At 37.0% G+C, this 21010-nt stretch carries 13 protein-coding genes; all 13 read right to left on the bottom strand.

Going from position 1 to position 21010, the window contains the following annotated elements:
- Positions 1–142 precede the first annotated feature (142 nt).
- Positions 143–802 (bottom strand): response regulator, encoded by a 660-nt coding sequence (locus NDQ75_RS11940; RefSeq protein ID WP_202029636.1) that lies wholly within the window; start codon positions 800–802, stop codon positions 143–145.
- Between the two features lie 76 nt (positions 803–878).
- Positions 879–2924 (bottom strand): lipocalin family protein, encoded by a 2046-nt coding sequence (locus NDQ75_RS11945; RefSeq protein ID WP_202029635.1) that lies wholly within the window; start codon positions 2922–2924, stop codon positions 879–881.
- 60 nt (positions 2925–2984) lie between these two features.
- A complete protein-coding gene (locus NDQ75_RS11950) occupies positions 2985–4790 on the bottom strand; it encodes a sensor histidine kinase (protein WP_202029634.1) in 1806 nt (601 codons plus the stop codon).
- Between the two features lie 7 nt (positions 4791–4797).
- On the bottom strand, positions 4798–5382 hold the full coding sequence (locus NDQ75_RS11955; RefSeq protein WP_202029633.1) for a DUF4202 domain-containing protein: 585 nt from the start codon (positions 5380–5382) through the stop codon (positions 4798–4800).
- A gap of 12 nt (positions 5383–5394) precedes the next feature.
- On the bottom strand, positions 5395–5772 hold the full coding sequence (gene nirD, locus NDQ75_RS11960; RefSeq protein ID WP_202029632.1) for a nitrite reductase small subunit NirD: 378 nt from the start codon (positions 5770–5772) through the stop codon (positions 5395–5397).
- A 184-nt stretch (positions 5773–5956) separates the two neighbouring features.
- Positions 5957–8467, bottom strand: a complete 2511-nt coding sequence (nirB, locus tag NDQ75_RS11965; RefSeq protein ID WP_202029631.1) for a nitrite reductase large subunit NirB — start codon at positions 8465–8467, stop codon at positions 5957–5959.
- 238 nt (positions 8468–8705) lie between these two features.
- A complete protein-coding gene (locus NDQ75_RS11970) occupies positions 8706–9299 on the bottom strand; it encodes a porin family protein (protein ID WP_202029630.1) in 594 nt (197 codons plus the stop codon).
- Positions 9300–9654: 355 nt separating this feature from the next.
- Complete coding sequence (locus tag NDQ75_RS11975) at positions 9655–11193, bottom strand: RagB/SusD family nutrient uptake outer membrane protein (RefSeq protein ID WP_202029629.1); 1539 nt, start codon at positions 11191–11193, stop codon at positions 9655–9657.
- 22 nt (positions 11194–11215) lie between these two features.
- The gene (locus NDQ75_RS11980; RefSeq protein ID WP_202029628.1) at positions 11216–14296 is read right to left on the bottom strand and encodes a SusC/RagA family TonB-linked outer membrane protein; all 3081 of its coding nucleotides are present in this window, start codon (positions 14294–14296) and stop codon (positions 11216–11218) included.
- Between the two features lie 299 nt (positions 14297–14595).
- Entirely contained in the window at positions 14596–15474 is an 879-nt protein-coding gene (locus NDQ75_RS11985; protein WP_202029627.1) for a helix-turn-helix transcriptional regulator, read from the bottom strand.
- Positions 15475–15867: 393 nt separating this feature from the next.
- On the bottom strand, positions 15868–17007 hold the full coding sequence (locus NDQ75_RS11990) for a glycoside hydrolase family 130 protein (protein WP_202029626.1): 1140 nt from the start codon (positions 17005–17007) through the stop codon (positions 15868–15870).
- A 61-nt stretch (positions 17008–17068) separates the two neighbouring features.
- Positions 17069–18892 (bottom strand): sodium:solute symporter family protein, encoded by a 1824-nt coding sequence (locus tag NDQ75_RS11995; protein ID WP_202029625.1) that lies wholly within the window; start codon positions 18890–18892, stop codon positions 17069–17071.
- 299 nt (positions 18893–19191) lie between these two features.
- Positions 19192–20397 (bottom strand): LETM1-related biofilm-associated protein, encoded by a 1206-nt coding sequence (locus tag NDQ75_RS12000; RefSeq protein ID WP_202029624.1) that lies wholly within the window; start codon positions 20395–20397, stop codon positions 19192–19194.
- Between the last annotated feature and the right edge of the window lie 613 nt (positions 20398–21010).

The raw sequence follows: 21010 nt of genomic DNA on the forward strand, positions 1-21010 counted from the left end.
GCTAGATGCTGGATGCTAGATGCTGGAAGTCTGCAGACAGAGGTCGAAAGCCGGAGGCTGGATTTGGAGCCTTTTCCTTTTTAACTGCTGAAATGTTTACGTATTTTGATTTTAGATTTGAGATGGTTTGGAGCAGGATTTTTCACGCAAAACCATACATGCGCGCTTTGTTAGCAAGTTCAATCTGATTTTTAACATCCAGTTTTTTCATCAAATTAAATCTGTGGACTTCGGCAGTGCGCTTGCTGATTTTTAATTCTTCGGCAATTTCTTTGTTGCTTAGTCCTTTTAAAACGTGTGTAAGAATTTGTTTTTCACGCTTCGTAAGGTTAAAATCGGCTTCTATGGTTGCTGTATCCGTTTTTTCGATAGGTTTTCCATCCACAAAATTGTTGATGATAATGGAAGATACATCTCCAGTAAAATACTTTCCGCCGTCTGCAACCGTGTGTAAGGCTTTTAGGAATTCTTCTTTGCTAGAACCTTTCAATAAATAACCATCGGCTCCAGCTTGAATAGATTGAACAACATATTCTTCGGAATCGTGCATGGAAAGTACCAAAGCTTTCACTTCAGGAGAAGACTTTTTAAGATGCTTTACCACTTCGATTCCGTTCATTTCCGGCATACGGATATCAACGACCAGCAAATCGGGTTTGTGGTTGGCAATAATTTCCAGTGCCTCCTTCCCATTGGAAGCTTCATCAATTACTTTTATGGATTGATCATCTTCTAAAATGGATTTAATGCCGTCCCTTACCAGCACATGGTCGTCTGCCAAAACTATATTTATAGTGTTCATTTCCCGTTCTAAGTGTTAGAATTTCTAAACTAAGTACTAAAGTACGGAAAAATACTTATTCTGCATCAATGACTGATTATTCTATGATTTCCACAAAAAAGTCTGGATTTACGAAGGAATGACTTTTAAGATTTTCTCTCTTAAAATAGCTTGAAATACTAACTAGTTGTCCTTTGTAGTTTTGAAATAGTAAATGTGGAAAACCTTTTGAGGCAATGGTCCTTGTGGTTTGGTTCTTTCTATCATGGATAAGTACATTTTTTGTAAAGTCTTCTCCCAAGGAAGACGGATTATTGCTGGTTCCATAAAGTAAATTTCCGTCCTCACTTATACCATAGGTCGTTTCGGGATATGTTAAGGTATTTTTTAGTGAATAAGAGTTAGTAGAGTAAATTTCTTTTCTAAAGCAATTAAAAATCTCTTTGGAAATGGGGTTGAAAAAAGTTCTTAGTATATCGTTATACATTGGTATGTCTACAGAAGTACTATTTATAATTGTTCCATTGTCGTCAAGAGTGTAACGGTAACTCTTGCCTTCATAATTATGTCCAACTAAAAACTCATTGTCAGTGATTTTTAATATTTTGTAATTAAAAAAAGCTTGATGTTCTGAAAAGTGGGGTTGTTTATCAAGTAAATTTAAAATGTCGTTATTTCTTCTTAAGGTATATACGTAATCGTGGTCTGTTACACACCAAATATCACCTTTGATATTGATAAAATCATCTTCATATATGTAATTGTCGAGTTTTATTGCATATTTAAAATTTAAGTTTTCTGCGTCGAAAGTGTAAAGTTGCCCATGTTGCGAAAAAAAGAGCTCGTTTCCATTTTCAGAATTAAATAATCTCATCTCCTCATCAGTAGAAATGTTTGGTGTTTTTGAGGCTGTGGCCTCTACTTTCATAGTCTCGTAATTATATTTAACAAGTTGAAGATTTCCACCTTCCCTATTGCCGTAAATATAAATTATTGGTTTAGTTTCTGAATAGGTAAAAAAGTATATTTTATTGAAATCAAGTGTTCCAGGCCTTGTGAAATTAACTTGTTTATCATTAATGTTTTGCTTTATTTCACTCTTGTTGCCAAAAATATCAATAGCATATATTTGATAAAATGGATTTACTACATAAGGCGGATTTGTATCTGTAAATGATGTTGTATTAACATCCTGAATCTGTGCAACCTCTTCAAAATATCCTTCGGAAAGACTTATGGACGAATTTGAACCGTTGGTCGTTATTAAATAATGGGAGAAATAAATGGAGGCCGATGGTGTCCAATTTAGTGTAACACTTGTGTTGTTCGGTATGGGTTCAGAAAGTTCAACGCCTGGAATGATAAGATCCTGTGTGCGGATAGAATGAATATTGCTTTCTCCAATGAGACCTTTATCATTATAAATTTTAAAAAAATAGTACAGTTCTTCTTCCACAGGAGGATTTGAATCAATATATGATGTTTGACTTACCTCTGATATGGAAGCCAACAATTGGCTATCACTTTTGGAATAACTTCTTGATCTATATATTTCATACCTGTTAAACTTATTTGTTCCTATGTAAGAATTCCATACAAGTTCTATTTTATCAGTTTTGTAGTGGTCTTGCCTTATAAAAAAGGAATCCGAATAAATATCCTTGTCATTTGGAGGGTTGTAGGAATGCGCAGTAACATTGAATATTTGATCTGTCAAACTAGCACTTACATCTAGTTTAATTTTAAAAATAAAACTAGTGCCGCTAAGTTTTGTTATAACAAGTTCTTGTCGTTTTCCATTCGAATCGGTTACCGTAAGAACACCATCGTTTAACTTCCATTGAGATAAATGAATATCTGCTCCGCAAGTAAAACTATCCTTGAAAATATATTCACGATATTTGCCATCGGCAGTAATAAGTGTAAAATCAGATCCACACTCGGAAACAGATGGCTCTATAATAATAATTTCCCCATCATGCTCAATGGATGTTATTGCCCATGCACCAATTAAGTCTTCTTCTTTGGCTGATGTTAAAGCATTTATATAAAAAATGTCTTCGCTGTCTTGATTGTCATCTTCAGAACATCCTAAAAAAATAAAGCAAATTGCTATGGCTAAAAAGGGTTTAAGGTTCTTCATATCAGTCGGTTAGTAATTTCGCCGAAAGTAATAAATATTTAAATACGAGAATGAAAAATTTTACAAAGGAACATTAATGGTAATCCGCGTACCTTTTCCAGGTGTGGAAGTCATAAATAATCTACCGTTGATATAATTTATGCGCTCTTTCATAAAGGTAAGCCCCATGCCGCCTTCCCCGTTTTTTCTGGGGGTTATCTTTTCGGGCTCAAACCCCTTTCCATTATCATCAATAGTAATGCTCAATAAATCTTTGCTATGTGAAACCGTGACGATAATATGGGATGCAGATGCATATTTAATAGCGTTGTTAACGGCTTCCTGTGTTATTCGATAGATATTTATTTCGGTTAATGAATCAAGACGTTCGCTAAAATCGGTTTTGTTTACAAATACAATATTTTCACCTGTGAATTTAGCGAGCTCGATACATAATTTGGTGAGTGCAGGTGCAATTCCATGATCAGTTAATTCTGGCGGAGCTAAATTGAAGGTTGCAGTGCGAACTCCTTTAATAATATTGGCGGTTAGTTCCTTAAGATGCGATACTTTTTCGGTTGTTTTTTCAATATTTTCGGGATTAATACTTTCAATATTAAATTTTAATCCTGTTAACATTTGTCCGATACCGTCATGAATATCTTTGGCAATCCTATTCTGTTCCTTTTCTTGGTTTTCAATAATTTTTGCCGATAATGTTTTCTGTTGATCTATTTGCGCTTCAAAACGTTCCTTGTTAAGTTTTTCTATTTGAAGTTTGGCCAGTTTACGTTCTGTTATATCAAAGCAGATAAGGAGTAGTTCTTCTTTCTGTTCTCCCGGATGATAAGGAATTAAAGACATTTCCAGCCAAATAGGCTCTTCATTGGGGAGTGTGCCTTTTATTTCTCCTTGCCACCCCGTATTTTGATGATTGATGATTACATTTTCAATAATCTCCTGCTCTTTTTCACGGGAAGATATCACTTCAGAAAATTTCGTATTGGCACTGAAACTTCGGTAATTTACTTTGCTGGAAAATTTATTTCCTAGGTGAACCAAAAAGCCTTCAGGAGTAATGCGCGCAAATAAAAGTGTTTGTTCCATTACCAAACTCAAAGCCTTTAGCTGCTTAACCGACCTTTCTTTTTCTTGGCTCAGTTTATCAGCGTTAAAAGCCATTTTTCTGGCATTTTCTTCAGAATCCAATAAGCGCTTGATGGTTTGTTTGGTACGCTTGGCGGCAGGCCAAAAAATGAATAGAAACTCAGCTAAAAGTATTGTCAATGTAATTATCAGAAGAATAACCTCCAGTCGTTCTAGTTTTTCAACTTTTCGGGTAGCCTCTTCATCGTATTGGTTTACAATGCTATCCATCTTCTTTAAAAAGAAAGTTTCATTGGCAAGAATGTCGTTAACTTCTGCCTGGATATTGACTTCTGGTTGGTTTTTAGCGGTTTTTTCCAGTATTTTTTTTACTGAAGTTTGAATCTCTTCAAAATATGGTTGAATTTCCAGAAACATTTTTTCTATTGTTTCTGAGTTGTGGTTATTTAGTTGAAGGCTGTCGCTACCTTCTTGAAGTGCGTAATGGGAAACCGTCCAAGTCTGTAAAGTTTCTTGAATGTTTTTTCTTTGAAGATACTTTTCTTCTGAAGAGGTATTGGTATTGAGCAACAATACCTGTTTGGTTAATTGCTGACTCAGCATTCGTTGGCGACCAGCAATATTGATGGTTCTGGCATCGTCTTGCTGATCGCGGATGTAAATGCGCACCAAAATCTGGCTAACGATTACAGACACAGCTATTGCGCTAAGGGCAATAATGTATAGTTTTCTTAGCCGATTGAATGTGTTTTGGTCCAACGATGTGACCTTGGTGCTCATATTATAATTAGGCTAAAGCTTTTTGTATAAGTGTCAAGCTTTTCTGGTCTAAAGGAAGTTTGAGAGCAGCTTGGTGACCTTTTTCAGACATCTTACCCCATGTTTTTTGTAAAATATCCACTATTTTTTCATCTGGGTGTTTGGCGGCAAAATCTTCAAAATAATACTGAAGGAAAACCAAACAAACCACATCTTCCAAGGTTTGGGAGTCTTCATCTTTTTTCAGCATTTTCTTACGTATTAAAAAAGAAACTCTTTCAATGAAATCTGTATCATAGCCAACTTCAGTTAAAATTTCAGAAGTAAGCTGGGCATGCATCTTTTTTAATTCTTCACGCCATTTTAAATAGCCTACACGGTCCATTGGGTATGAATCCCTATCAATTTTCCAACGTGCAATGTGCTGTGCACGAGCGGCTATTTGTAGTTCTTCGCTGGCTTCCGGTTCAAAAGACAACAGCGTTTCTGTCATTCGCTGCGAATATAAAAGTTCTTTTGGATGTTCTTTTCCTTGGTAATTTTCTGTATTTGGGTCTTGCGCGTTTAAACGGTCTATTTTTTCAATTGCTTTATTGAAATTAGGTGTATTCATGTCTTCGTGTAATTAATCTGTGAAGCCAATATACACATTTTCATTTTCAATTTTTACAGGGTAGGTGGCAATTTTGTAGTCTTCGCCGTTTAGGTTTTCTCCATTTTCTAAAGAAAACGTCTTTTTGTGCAAGGGACAAGCTACTTTTGGAATGCCGCTTGCGTCGCCAATCATTCCTCTGGAAAGTACCATTTCCATTTTATGCGGACAAAGGTTTTGGCAGGCATACCAAGCGGATTTGCGGGTGAAGTTGTAAACCGCAATTTGCTTGGATTTATACTTAACGCAAGCGCCCCCATTCTCTGGGAAGTCGTTTATATTTCCAGCGTTGAACCAATGCATAACTTTGTTTTGAGTAACCGATTGATATTGTTGAAGTAGTTGTTCCATTTTTTATCGTGTTTTGAACCTTGAATTGAGGTTTTTATTACAGTGTGTTTTTTATAGAATTAAATACAGCTTTTTATAAGCTACTTGGGCGTGCTACAAAGGATTTAGCTTTTCAGTTGGCAGCGTTTACACAACTGACTTAATAAGTCCCGCTGCCAACCGATACACTAAACACTGTAATTTATTAAACCCAAGCCTTTGGCATTTTTTGATCCCTGAGTGATACGTATTCAATGTTGTCGTCGCTGTCATCGGTGTTGACAAAATGCTTGAATCGTTTCATCATTTCTGGGTCTTCAATTGCCTGTTTCCATTCACATTCGTATTTATCAACTAAGCCTTGCATTTCTTTTTCCAAATCTTCGGCAATTCCTAATGAATCTTCAATAACCACCTTTTTAAGGTATTCTATCCCGCCATCGAGTTTTTCCAACCATGGAGCAGTACGGGTGAGAGGTGCAGCTGTTCGGATGTAAAACATTAAGAACCGATCGAGATATTTAATACATGTTTCATCATCCAGCTGTTCCGCCAATAAGATAGCATGTTTCGGCGTAGCACCTCCGTTACCACATACATATAAGTTCCAGCCGCCTTCCACGGCTATGAGTCCGAAATCCTTTCCTCTCGCCTCAGCGCACTCACGGATACACCCCGATACGCCACCTTTTAGTTTGTGTGGGGAACGCAGTCCGCGGTATCTGTTTTCAATTTCAATGGCGAAAGAAACACTTTCGTGCATTCCATAGCGACACCAAGTAGATCCCACGCAACTTTTAACGGTTCGAAGCGATTTTCCGTAAGCATGGCCGCTTTCAAATCCGGCATCTATCAATTCTTTCCAGATAAGGGGAAGTTGGTGTAGTTCGGCACCAAAAAGATCGATACGTTGTCCGCCCGTAATTTTGGTATAGAGGTCATATTTTTGTGCAACTTTTCCAAGTACCATTAATTTTTCCGGAGAAATCTCGCCGCCCGGAACACGAGGTACTATAGAATACGTTCCGTTTCGTTGAATGTTTGCCAAAAACCGATCGTTGGAATCTTGAATGGTTACCTGCTTGTTGGCGGTTTCCATATAAATGCTGGCAAAGAGTGAAGCGAGTAGCGGTTTACAGGTTTCACAACCATCGCCTTTTCCAAAAAGATTTAATGCTTCGTCATAAGTTTGTACTTTATTTATTTTAATGAGGTCGTAAAGTTCCTGTCGGTTGTAATGGAAATGTTCGCAAATGGTTTCTTTAACTTCTTTTCCTAAAGATTTTAGGGTTTCATTTACTAAATCAACCACCATAGGTTTACAGCCTCCACAGCCAGTTGTGGCCTTAGTGCTTTTAACAACATCGGAAAGTGAAGTACAAGTTTCGTCTTTGATCATTCCGCAGATGCTTCCTTTGGTCACGCTTTCACAGGAACAAATTTGTGCAGAATCGGGAAAATCCATTACACTTCCTACGGAAGAACTCTCGCCACCCCGAGCACCTAGAATGAGATCTTCAGGGTTTTCAGGCAATTTCATTTCGTTGATGTACAATTGAAAAAGCGTATTATAATCTGATGCATCTCCAACTAAAATACCTCCCAGTAGTTTTTTACCATCTTTTGTAACGTTTATGCGTTTGTAAATTCCTTTGTGTTTGTTTTCAAAAGCAATTACTGAAACATCATCATTTTCAATAAATGGATCTCCAAAACTAGCTACTTCCGTGCCGATAAGTTTCAACTGGGTAGACATGTCTATACTTGAAACCATGGTAACATCGCCGCCCGTAATCTGCTCTACGGCTACGTGGGCCATATCGTATCCAGGTGCAACCAAGCCGTAGATTCCATTGTTATAAAGAGCAACTTCACCAATTGCGTAGACATCTTCTGCTGAGGTTTTCATTTGGTTGTTTACCCAAATACCACCACGTTCACCTACCTTTATGCCCGCTTCCCTTGCGAGTTCGTCGCGAGGACGAATTCCAGCGGATATAATAAGCATGTCCACTTTTAAGTTGGTGTCGTCGTTAAATTGCATAGCTTCAATAGCGCCGTTTCCAACAATTTCAGAGGTTGCTTTTTCCAAATGGACTTTAATGTCCATCGATTCAATTTTACTTTTTAAAAGGTTACTTGCGGGAAGGTCTAGCTGTCTCGGCATTAGGCGCGGTGCAAACTCAACAACATGGGTTTCCATCCCTAATTCCTTTGCTGCGTTCGCAGCTTCTAGTCCTAGCAGTCCGCCACCAAGTATGGCAGCCTTTGCTTTGCCTTCTTTTTTAATTTTTGAGGCATAGCTTTTCATTGCATCGAGGTCTTCAAGCGTGCGATAAACGAACACTCCAGCTTTTTCAGAACCTTTAATGGGCGGAATGAAGGGGGAGGAACCTGTCGCGATTACTAAGTAGTTGTAGGTGTATGTTTCATTCCTATACGTAGTTATTTCTTTTTTCTGAGTATCAATTTTAGAAATCAGGGAAGAAGTATGTAGTTTTATATTATTTTCTTGGTACCAATTGGCGGGAGCCATTAAAAGCTCTTCTGCCGACTTTTCTCCAAAGTACTCGCTTAGATGAACCCTGTCATATGCTGGTCTTGGCTCTTCTCCAAATACTTCTATTTCATAATCATTTCTATTTGGTTTGCTAACTAGTTTTTCACAAAACTTATAACCAACCATTCCGTTTCCGATAACTATAATTTTTTTCATGACTACGTAATTTGTTTTCAAATATAAGTAAAAATACTTAATTAAATATACGTAGTTTAACTTGTGTTGTCGTGGATGTCTTATTTTTGAAGATATTTTATTTTTTCTTGGGCTAAATTTTAAGATATGTAATTGCTGCTATCTAAAAACAAAAAATCCGCATTTGTTAACCAAATGCGGATTAAAACGATAGGTTTGAGGGATGTCTAAAAACTATCCTATCTGTTTTTATTCAATTTTAGAACATATATCCAAGTCCTGCTGAGAAAACAGAATTATGGATGTCACTATCTTCTATTACTTCAGATAGACCGTAAGAGTATCTAGCTTGAAGGAAGAAACCGTTATTGAATTTGTATTCTGCACCCCCGGTTAATTGAAAATCGATAGCGTTAATTTCATCTGTATCAAAATCTCCTTCATCTTCAAAAGGTTCAAAATCTACTTCTTCGTTTACTTTAAAACCTAACTGTGGACCTGCATGAAGGTTTAAACCTTCCGTAAGATAAACTTTAGCTAAAAGAGGAACTTGAATGTAGTCTACCTGAAATTCTGCATCTACTTGGTTTTCTTCTTCTGTAATATCAAACCCTTGACCAGAATAGAAAACCTCTGGCTGTATGGAGAAATTTCTGGAGATAGGTGCTTCTGCCACCAAACCTCCATAAAAGTTTGTTCTGGAGTCAGGACTGTCTATATCATCTCCTGTTACACTAGAAAAATTAACCCCAGCTCGCGCCCCTATTTGCAGTTGATGCCAGTTATCATCGGTTTGTGCATACGTAAATGCGCTTGCTAAAATGGCTACTGCGATTAAAACTTGTTTTTTCATAATTGAATTTTTTAATGTTATTAGTTGAGCCAAAATTAGAAAGTGGAACAAAGCAAAATCGTTAACTCCTTTATAAGTATTTAATAAGGTTCTCTTAAATGATTTTGAGGTATAAAACGGCGCTAATCTTTATTTCTAAAGGAAGTGTCTGCTAACTTTTTTATTGTGAAGTGTTTGCTTGTTGAAGCATTCGCAAACGAAGATTATTGTGCGGGTTTTTAATTTTAAGAAAAATTTAGAAAGCATCGGAAGAGACCAAAAAAAAAGCCGCCCTTATTGCAATTGGACGGCTTTTCTCAAATTAATTAAAGCTAACTAAAAAATTCGAACTTAAACATTCTACTAAAAAATATGATTAATAACCTGGGTTTTGGTCACTATCTTCAATATTTGCATTATTGTCTATTTCTGATAAAGGAATAGGTAGCAATTGGTGTTTTGGAGTGTAATATGTGATTGGATCAACAGTAAGTTTTCCTTGTGCTCTCCATCTTAGCAAATCTCTGTTTCTTATTTGCTCTCCACCTAACTCAACCATTTTCTCATGCATTAAAGCTTCAAAAGCTTGTTGTTTAGAGCCTACAGGATATTGTGCAGTAGGGTAGGGCGGCATGTTTACAGAAGGTCTTTGGCGAACCATGTTCATATAGTTTACTGCTTGTGAAATAGATCCAACTTCAATTTCACATTCAGCTAAGTTTAATAATACTTCAGCATAACGAATAACACGATGGTTAAGACCTGTTTCGTAGTACCCTCCTGGATCTAATTTGTACATGATAGAAGGTTTACGCCAGCTTATTTTGTTTGGAGCGCCTTGATACAATAAAGAATTACCATTTACCTCATCGCCTTCAACGATTCTTGGATCTTCAGGATCTCCAAAAGTGTCTCCTTCAAAATAAAAACTTTTATCTAATCTCGGATCTCTTTTTGCAGCACCATTTTCAGGGGTTTCAAATTCATCTAACATGGCTTGTGAAGGGATTACGTTTCTCCACCCGTACCCTGAGTATTCTTGAGAATGGATACTTGCCTCGTTAGAGAGACCGTTACCTACAGGATCCCAATTGAAGTTACCAATTTTTGCATAACCAATTTCCCAAATAGATTCACTATTGTATTCGTTTTCTTCTTGAAAGTTGTCGTCATATTCGTCAACTAAGCTGTAGCTTCCTGACGCCACAATTTGATCGAAAGCAGTTTTAGCATTTGTATAGTCTCCTTGGAACATATATACACGGCCCAGTAGTGCCAACGCGGCACCTTTAGTTAGTGTTCCGGGTTCTCTTGGTTGAAATGTAAGACCATTTGCGGCAGCTTGTAAGTCTTCAATAGCTTGTGCTAGAACCTCATCCTGGCTGCTTAATGGAGCCGAATTGTCTGGACTGGTAGCGAATGATAGGTATATAGGAGCATTTCCCCATAAAGTTCCTAATTCATAGTAGGCCCAACCTCTGGCGGCCAAGGCTTCAGCAACCGCTCTGTTTTTAGTGGCCTCATCGGCATCGGCAGCTTCTGGGGCATTTGTAATTATTGAGTTAGCCCTGTGTATAGTAATGTAAAGGCCATTCCAAACAGATCCAACAACGGGGTTGGAGGGGTTATGGGTTCCTAATAAAACCTGATTGAATTCAGTTCCTAATTGTCCTCCTCCTGAACCGTTTTCGTCACTTCTCATATCGTTTAAAAACCAATAATAGCGTGAGAAAAGGTTGGTGGAGGTCATTGCACCATAAATAGCATTTAAGCCTTTATTTAGTTCATCCGCATTTTTGTAGTAGGTGTCCACTACAAGTACGTTCGGATTGGTTTTATTCAAGTCATCGTAACTACAGGCATCGATGATAAATATCAAAACCAAAAGTGATAGTATTGTGATTATTTTTTTCATTGTATGATAAATTTATCGATGTTTAAAATTTCGCTTTAAATCCAAACAAGATAGTTCTTGGCTGTGGGTATTGACCGTAATCAATTCCTTGCGTCAATGTGTTGTTGTTTCTAGATCCAATCTCAGGATCGTACCCTTCATAATCCGTAAACGTAAGTAAATTCGTTCCCGAAACATAAAGGTCAATTGCTTCTATGAAACCGTCCCCAGAGCTGTTTAGCCAATCTGACGGAATTCTATACCCAAAACGTAGGTTTCTCAAACGTAGGTAGGATCCATCTTCAATGAATCTATCAGAAGTTCTTGTGTTTGCATTAGGGTCTCCATTTACCATTCTTGGAATGTCCGTATTGGTATTTTGTGGAGTCCACGCATCCAATACTTGTGTTCCAGCATTAAACAGACGAAGTCCACCTTCCATATATACACGAGCGGCATTGTACACATCATTTCCTTGTACCCCGTTCCAGAACATGCTCATGTAGAAGTTCTTGTATTCAGCACTGAAATTAAATCCGTAGGTAAAGTCTGGAATGAAATTACCGATAATTGTTCTATCGTCAGCAGTAATAGTTCCATCTCCATTTAAATCTTCAAAAATTAGATCTCCAGGAGCGGCGTTATCTTGATAGTTTCCATTTGGGTTTCTGGAGTTGTAATCATCTATTTCTGCCTGACTTTGGAAAATACCTTCTACCTTCCATCCATAAAACTGCTGAATTGGATCCCCTACAGCAGTTCTGGTGATATCTTCACCTCCTGTGTCTCCATTAGCACCCGCAAAAATCGCGCCAGTGTCGTTGGCTAAGCTTAATACTTCGTTTCGGTATAAACTCATGTTTAAAGAAACATCCCATTTAAAATCATTGTTTGGGTTTGAGAAGTAAGAACCTTGGAATTCTAGACCCCAGTTTTCCATTCCTCCAATATTCCCTAAAGTCGATCCACTATATCCAAGAGAGTTGGCTAAAGGGATATTCAATATAAGGTTGTCTGTCTCTCTTTGGTACCATTCTCCAGAGAATTGAAGTCTGTTGTTATATAAACCTACATCTAAACCAACGTTAACCATCGTGGTAACCTCCCATTCTAGGTTTTCATTTGGTAGTTTGTCGAAATAAGCACCCTGAAACTGTTGATTGTTAAAAATTCCAGTTACACTTTGGTTAATACCGGCTTGACTTTCATAAGTACCAATACCTTCAAAACCTACTTGTCCCCAACTACCTCTTACTTTTAGTTCAGACAGCGAAGAATCTTTAAACCAATTTTCCTTAGCGATATTCCAACCCGCTGAAACTCCTGGGAATGTTTGCCATTTTTTACCGTCTGCAAATTTTGAATTTCCATCTCTTCTTAGAGAAGCGCTAATTAGATATTTTCCAGCGAAATCATAGTTTAGCCTTCCAGCGTAAGAATAAATGGTAGTTTCACCATATCCTCCTTGAATATCGAAACTATCTGGATCGGCACCGCCGAGTACATCAAGGTCATTCGAATCTCTTTGAGCGTAAGCGTTTAAATTGTTTCCAGTTCCATCTTGACGTTCTGCAATTCCTATGAAATCAATATTATGATCTCCGAACGAGCGGGCATATGTTAATTGATTAGAGAAGTATGTCCCGAAGAAAGTAGAGCGATTGTCTCTTATTTCTTTACGTTCTCTTCCTTTGAATCCGTCAAAATAAATAGGTAAGATGGTTTGAGCTCTGTTATAAGACCAATCTACACCGGCAATGAATTTATAGCTTAAGCCTTCAAATAAATCAACTCCTACATAACCAGTACCAAGTATTCTAACGTTATTGTTGAAGCTGCGATCTAGAAGGGCAGTCCTAACTGGGTTTTCTGGGTCAGATCCGTCGGCTGCATCTGGAGCTCTATATCCTCCTGGAAGTGTTGGATCGTATATAGGAATGTATGGAATACTTCTAATGATATGTTGGATTTGCGTTCTTCCACCGGAATTCGCTTCATTTTCAGTTTCACCGGTAGCAATAGTCAAGGTCTGACCGATGTGAACTTTCTTATGGATATCATGATCTGAGTTTATACGGACATTGTACCTTTCATACCCTGTTCCTACCATAATACCTTCCTGTTTGAAATATCCAAAAGATGTAAAGAATTTAGACATCTCACTTCCTCCGGTTAAGCTTAGGTAATGGTTTGTTGTAAATCCACTTTGAAAAACTGCATCTTGATAATCAACATCTGTTTGAGCATAAGTTTGATTAGCACCTGGATAAATTGGTTCGTTTAAATTGCTCCATCTACTAGGGAAAGGATCTCCAGCATTACCTAACAATTCTCTACCATATTCAAGGTATTGTTCGCGATTTAATAAATCGAGTTTGTTCGATGCTTGTCCGAAACCAGTATATGAGCTAAGTTCAACATCAAGTTTTTCAGAATTCCTACCCTTTTTCGTAGTAATCAGTACAACTCCGTTTGCAGCACGCGAACCATAAATGGCTGCGGCACTTGCATCTTTCAATACAGAAATAGAGGCAATATCATTATTGTCAAAATCTCTTAATCCTCCAACTGGATAGCCATCTACTACATATAATGGACTAGAGGCAAAACTAATAGAACCAATACCACGAATTCTTACAATAGGGCTGGTTCCAGGGGCTCCATTGTTGGTAACTTGTACCCCAGGCATTCTACCTTGCATAGCCTCCGTGAAACTGGGAGCAGGAATTGTGGTAATTTCTTCACTTGAGATAGTAGAAACCGCTCCGGTTACCGCTTCCTTCTTTTGGCTACCATAACCAATTACTACAACTTCGTCCAGTGCGCTGGCCGATTCTTGCAGGGTTATGTTTACAATTGATCTTCCTCCAACGTTCTCTTCCTTTGATGAAAAACCAACGTAGCTAAAAACTAACGTACTGTTGCCTCCAGCATTTATGGAATAATTACCGTCAAAATCAGTTTGGGTACCATTTGAGGTCCCTTTCACAATTACGGAAGCTCCAGGTAGAGGAGTACCGTTTGCGTCTGTCACTTTCCCTGTTACCGACTGCGCGTAGCCAAAACTACCACACAATAGTAAAATCAGGATGAATGAATAGTTAATTAAGAAGTTTTTTTTCATGTTAATTTAAATGTTTTTTAATAAATGCAACTTGCTTGGTTGTTACAAAATGCATTTACGTTGAGTTAGCTGTTTGCTTTAGGTAAAGTTAACGCTCTTTAACATTTTTAGTTTACTATATATTATCAATAACTTATAATATCGATAAGAAAATTGTCAAATTAATATTGTAAGCGGGTGAAAAGTGAGATATTTAATTTTGCAAACCGTTTGAGGGCAAATAGTTAAAAAAAGATAACATTGATGGAAATATCCAAATCTAAGTTCTAAAATTGTATTAGAAGGGGATAGGTGGGTGTTTACAAAACTCTCCTAATACCGGAGAAATCGTCACGGTATTGGGTAGGTGTACGGCCTTTACTATTTTTAAAAACTCTATTGAAGTTTGCAATACTGTTAAAACCGCACATATAGGCAATTTCGGAAATGCTATAGTCTTTTTCAATAAGCCATTGTGATGCGTAACCAATCCTTACATCGTTGAGGTATTCTATGAGGGTCTTTCCAGTGTGACGCTTCATAAACCTGTTGAAAGAAACATTGCTCATGTTGATGAGTTTTGCCATTTGGCTCAAGGTTATTTTTGAAGCGTAATTATTATGTATGTAATTATACACTTTTTGGATATCCTCATTGCTTTGGAAATCCATTTTTAAAAATGTGTTTGTAGATAGGAGTCTTTGGTTTCTGGAGTTGGCAAGGTCATGAAAAATGGACATCATTTTTAAAAAATAATCCATTCCATCCAGTTTGGAAGCTGCCGTTACATCGGGAGCAATTGCCAATGCGGTTTCACGAGAAAAGCAAACGCCATGCGCAGCACGCCAAAATAAATCCTTTATGGGTTTCATGATACTTCTCCCCATAAAATCACTATTGAATAAGTTTTCTTGGAATTGTATGGTGATTTCGTGAATGTCTTGGTTCTTGCAATTATGTGTTTCCCAACCGTGGTATAAATTTGGACCAACCAAAACCAATTCAATATCATCAATTTCTTCAATGCTGTCTCCTACAATTCTGCGTACGCCTTTACCGTTGCTGATAAAATTCAATTCGTACTCGGGATGATAATGAATAGGGAAGTCAAAATGGCTTTTGACTCTATCGAAAATCAGAAAACAGTCGTGATCCGACAAAGGTGTTATTTCCCGATGAAATTTTTTATGGAGATCCATAATTTATTGGCGTTAGCGTTTGGTTGTGGTTGCTTAAAGTTATTTTGACTATAAAGGTAGTGTAAATGAATGATTATTCATAAAATAAAATTAAATTTATGAGGGAAGGTGACTATTTCTGTAGTGAGACTGTGGTTATTTAGTATATAATATTAGGGCATCAGGTCGATTTCTGACAAATAAACATTATAGAAAATACTTGCTCAATGTATATTTCTACTTACTGGTTTTCAAATAGAATTATCTATAAAATGATTTTAAGTATCAATTATAGTAATCCTATCAATGGAAATACACAATGCTAAAACGGAATAAAGATTTATTTTTTTGATAGAAAAGTATAAAATTGGCCTGTAAAAGTTAGTTTTTTTAACCGCTTTTGATTGCTCCTGTTTATAATACTTCTTTGTTTTTTTCAATTAATTGTAAAATGTTGTTAACGGATTTATTGCTTTCAAATCCGTCTGGGGGGGTGTTAATACAATAATCTAGTAAAACATCTACAGTGGTGGTTGCCACATGCATTCTAGTATCTGAAGAGGCGTAATAAATATAAACCGTTCCATCATTATCGGCTATCCAACCGTTACAGAACAAAACATTGGAAACATCTCCTACAATTTCTTGACTGTTTGGCGCCATAAAATAGCCTCCTGGAATATGAGTAATCTTGCTAATATTGTTTAAATCCGTAATAAAAAGATATAGTACGTAACGAAGTCCAGATGCTGTGTTTCTTACGCCATGAGCAAGGTGCAGCCATCCCTTTTCGGTTTTAATTGGTGCCGGACCTAATCCATTTTTCAATTCGTAAACCGTATGATACTCTTTGTTGTTTAAAATTGTTTCTTCTTCTATTTCCGGGACTTCTATATTCTTCACAAAACCAACTCCAATTCCTCCGCCGGCTCCTGTTTCTATAAACCCATCTTGAGGTCTGGTGTAAAAAGCATACTTTCCGTTTATAAACTCGGAATGTAAAACCACATTTCTTTGCTGATTGGATGCTGTTTTAAGATTAGGAAGGCGTTCCCAGTTCTTTAAATCTTTAGATCGTATGATGCCAGCATTTGCAAGGGCCGAAGATGTATCGCCATCCGGTGCTGATGGGTCTTTTCTTTCCGTGCAGAACACGCCATAAACATATCCGTCTTCGTGAACAGTCAGGCGGATGTCATACACATTTACGTCTTGGTCTTCGTTTTCTGGCATGAGCAGGGGAGTATCCCAAAATGTAAAATTATCTATGCCATTAGGACTTTCAGCGAAGCCAAAAAACGATTTTCTGTCGTTGCCCTCAATTCTTACGGCTAAGACGTATTTGTCTTTCCATTTTATGGCACCAGCATTAAAAGCGGCATTAACTCCAATGCGTTCAAGTCCCATAGGGTTGCTTTCAGCGTTTAAATCAAAACGCCAATGAATTGGAATATGTTTTGCAGTAATTATAGGATACTTATACCTTGTGTAAATATTGTTCTCTTCAGGTAATGGAGTATTTTTCCTGTTTATCAGCTCTTTATAGTTCTGCATTAAGGAATCGTAATTTTTTATTTTTCTAACAGCACTTTTATGTATCATATTCCAAAAAAAATTATAATTCGTCATCAAGTTTGTCCCACCAAAATTTCTTCAATAAAATACCGCACACCAGCAAAATGCTCATGCATATCAGTAGTGATTGATATTCTCTCAGTATTAAATACAATGGGATGATAACCAATAATGTTTGAGCGGTTGTACCGACCATTATGTTAAACATATCTCTTTTGAATAAAGAGTTTTTCTTGAATTGTGGATCTTCTTCCACGACTTTATCATGTATAGGTTTCCAAAATCCCCATGGTCGGGTTTTCTTGTAAAATTCTTTTAAATCGGCTTCATCGGTAGGTTTAGCGGTGTAAGTTCCAATGATACAGCCGGCTAATGTTATTATAAAAAGTAGGGGAAATAGATATAGCTCTAATGTGTCTGGGAAAATAATTGGGAAAAGTACGGCGGGTACCAATCCAGATAACATTCCCCAAAAATAACCTTCGCCATTAAATCTCCACCAATGCCATTTTAGAATATTGGAAACGATATAGCCGCCCCACAGTGCAGAAACAATCCATTGCGTAATTGAGTTAACGTCGGTAATGAAAAATCCAAGCGTAATACTGATAATCACTACAATTATTCCGCTGGAATAGTTCATGGTTTTTATCTGCCGAGGATTAGCAGTGGGGTTTTTACTCAAATAAATGTCGTTTACAATGTATGCTTGTGCAGCATTTAGCGTTCCGGCGAAAGTTGACATAAACGCTGCCAAAAGTCCGGCCAGTAAAAGTCCGGTAAGTCCAACCGGCACAAATTGATTGATGGCAGATGGTAGTATGTTTTCAAAATCAATAGTTCCAGCTCTTTCCAAATTCAGTTGATCGTAAAACAAAATACCTAAAACTGCAAAACCGCCTATCATTAAATATCTTGTTGGCATCAAGGCGAGCGATACAAAACCGCTCATTTTCGCAGCTTCTTTTGGAGATTTCGTCGATAGTATTTTTTGCATGTCATAATTAGGAGCAGGACCTGCGATGCTACATAAAATACCTTTAAAGATCAAAAGCATAAAGAAAATTCCAAAAAGGGAATATCCGTCTGACTGTATTTTTTCATTTACTTCTGAAATAATACCAGTCCAATCCATTTCCAAGGTCCAGCCAAAGAATGGGGTAAACCATTCTTCGGGAGCATTTAAATTTTCATTACCCATGGCTTCCCAAGCAAAATAAGCAATCGCGATTGAAGACACGGTCATTATGGAGAACTGAAGCAGGTCTGCAAAAACAATCCCAGACATTCCGCCGATAACCGCATAGAAAACGGCGAACAGCGTAAAAATAGTTCCGTAAAAATGTGGTACATACTTCAAGGGGATGTCGAATGGCACGTAGGCACTTACCGTTTCCCAAGGGATAAAAATTTCTACAAATTTCCCGAGACCTATAAATCCGTAGGCTAAAAAACCGAGACAACTTATAATAGCAAAGATAACCACTATGGTATGCGATCTTTTACCTCCTTTTCCTTTTCCAAAACGAAACCAAATCCATTCGGCACCTGTAGTAACGTTAGATCTTCGTAACCAAGCAGAAAGATAAATCATTAAAAAAACTTGGTTAAAAACTGGCCAAAGCCATGGAATCCAAATACTTTTTAGTCCGTAAACAAATGTTATGGTAACCAGCCACATGGTACCAGAAATGTCAAACATTCCAGATGCGTTGGAGAGGCCTAGCATGTACCAAGGAATAGATTTTCCACCAAGAAGGTAGTCGTCTTTACTTCTCTTTGCTCTTTTTTGGGCTACAAGGCCTAGAATAACGGTGGCGATTAAGTAACACAGTATTATAATGATGTCTGTGATTTCAAGCATGGATGTTGAGTACGTTTTAGTTAAAGGTGGTTTTCTTTGTTAAATTGTAAATGAAAAGTATGTTTTTTTGAATTTATAGTGAAATTTTGTTGTTTGTATGAAGCAAATTTAATGGAAGCCTTGATTTTTAAATGATATTATATCGTCAATTCATTAACGTATAATTTCATTTCATGTTAAGAAAGCTACCAATAGATATTGTTTCAGTAAAATTATCAGATTTGCAAGCCATTTTATTTAAAAGAAAGTCTGACTTTATAAGTAGTATGTCTTATTCAGAAGAATAGATTTACACTATTTTACTCCTCAATGTCTTCTTCAACTCTATTGTCATCGAATGCAGATGGTAACAGATTGGGAATCATTTTAATAAATATAGGTAATAAGATGGCGCCTCCGGGAAGTGCAAATATGGCTAGAGAAGGTACCGTTTTGAAAATATCCAGCAATTGCTCACGAATTTTTTTACGTTCTTCAACAGTAAGTTCTTTTGTGGTTGATTTACCCAGCAAATACACAAGCTCTTTGCTTCCTTCCAATTCTTTTTTTAAACGCTTACTATTACGTGTAATTAATTTTTTAACAAGGGCGTGGGAATTGTCGAAGAACTGTTTTACGGGATTGGCATTTTTAAATAAAGACACTTCATCTTTGTGTTTATCAAAGAAAATACTAACATGTTGAATAGCTTCTTGTGCATAGTCTTTAGGAAGCTGAAGGTCTATGGCAGTACCAAAAATAAACTCAGATTCCTTATAGTTTAAAGAATGATCTTCCCATGCAGAGAGACAAACCATATCTAAAAAATACATTTTTTCAATAAGGTTAAAGTCTTTTGTTAGTAATATCCTATAATTTCCATCAAATTCTTTCTCCGAAGCAGCATGATAAACCAAAGATGCATTTAACAATTTCAGTAACTGAATATCGTTTTCGGATTTTTCTTGCTTCATGGTGATCGCGTGATAGGCTAGATTCACCAAAATATGCTCTAATAGGTGGGCAGCAGATTTAATATCCTTTTCACCATTCAAATATTTTTGGTAGACAATTACATCAATGTAAACCAGTGAATTCGTAAGCACCTTATGAAAATTCTTAGTAAAAATGTTCTCAAGGATATAAACACGGTTGTGTATTACTTTTTCTAGGCGGCTTGTTTTTTTCTTTCCTTGTAAGAGCGTATCAAAGAATGATATTTTTTCAGACTCCAGTTCTTCATAAAACTCTAAAAGGCTATCAACAAAATCTGAAAAAGATACTTTTTTTTGCTGATTAAGGAGGTAGATGCAATAATGGGCGTATAAGAGATTTACTTTCGCCATTTCATCTTCTGAAAGCAGGGAAGGTGAGCTAATTTCCTTTGGAATCATAACATTGGCTCCATAGATAAAGCCATATTTGCGTAGTTCTTTATGAAGTGCTTCAGAATTGGAACAAAGCAGTTCTGTAATTTTTATCAGGGAAGCAAATTTATCTATCCAGCCTTGGGCAGAAGGGTTCATTCTACATTAATTTCTGATGGTAAAAATACAATAGATTTTAATCTATTTTATTAAAATTTCAAAAAATATAAAACCCACCTAGCAGTTTCTTCGTAAGTATAGGTAAAAATAAGTTTTTTTGGTTAATATTTAGGTTTTTTGTTAGGTGGAAGAGGCGCATTATTTTAATGCGCCTTTTTCTTTTTTGCGAAACCCAAACCCCAAAAGCCGAAGGTGCATTGGGGTTTGCTGGTTGAGCTAACCCCGACCGTTAGCGTCGGGGTCTCCTGTTTTTTTGTCCGATTTCTTTCCCCAAACCCCAAAAGCCGAAGGCGCATTGGGGTTTGCAGGTTGAGCTAACCCCGACCGTTAGCGTCGGGGTCTCCTGTTTTTTTGTCCGAATTTCTTTCCCCAAACCTCAAAAGCCCTAGACCCAGCGAGTTTTGTTGACTGTACCTGTCTTTAACTATTAGCTTTACAAAAAAATCCATTTTGACATTTGGTAAATGTCTTTCAATTTTGTGATTTTAGCATTGTAAATATTTGCATTAAAGTACTTTACGTTAGATTCCCTTTTCAGAAAATGAAATCTTTAAAACTGAAAAAATAGAAGTACCTTTGCACCTTAAAATTA

Source organism: Galbibacter mesophilus (assembly GCF_023721415.1).
Taxonomy (GTDB): Bacteria; Bacteroidota; Bacteroidia; order Flavobacteriales; family Flavobacteriaceae; genus Galbibacter; species Galbibacter mesophilus.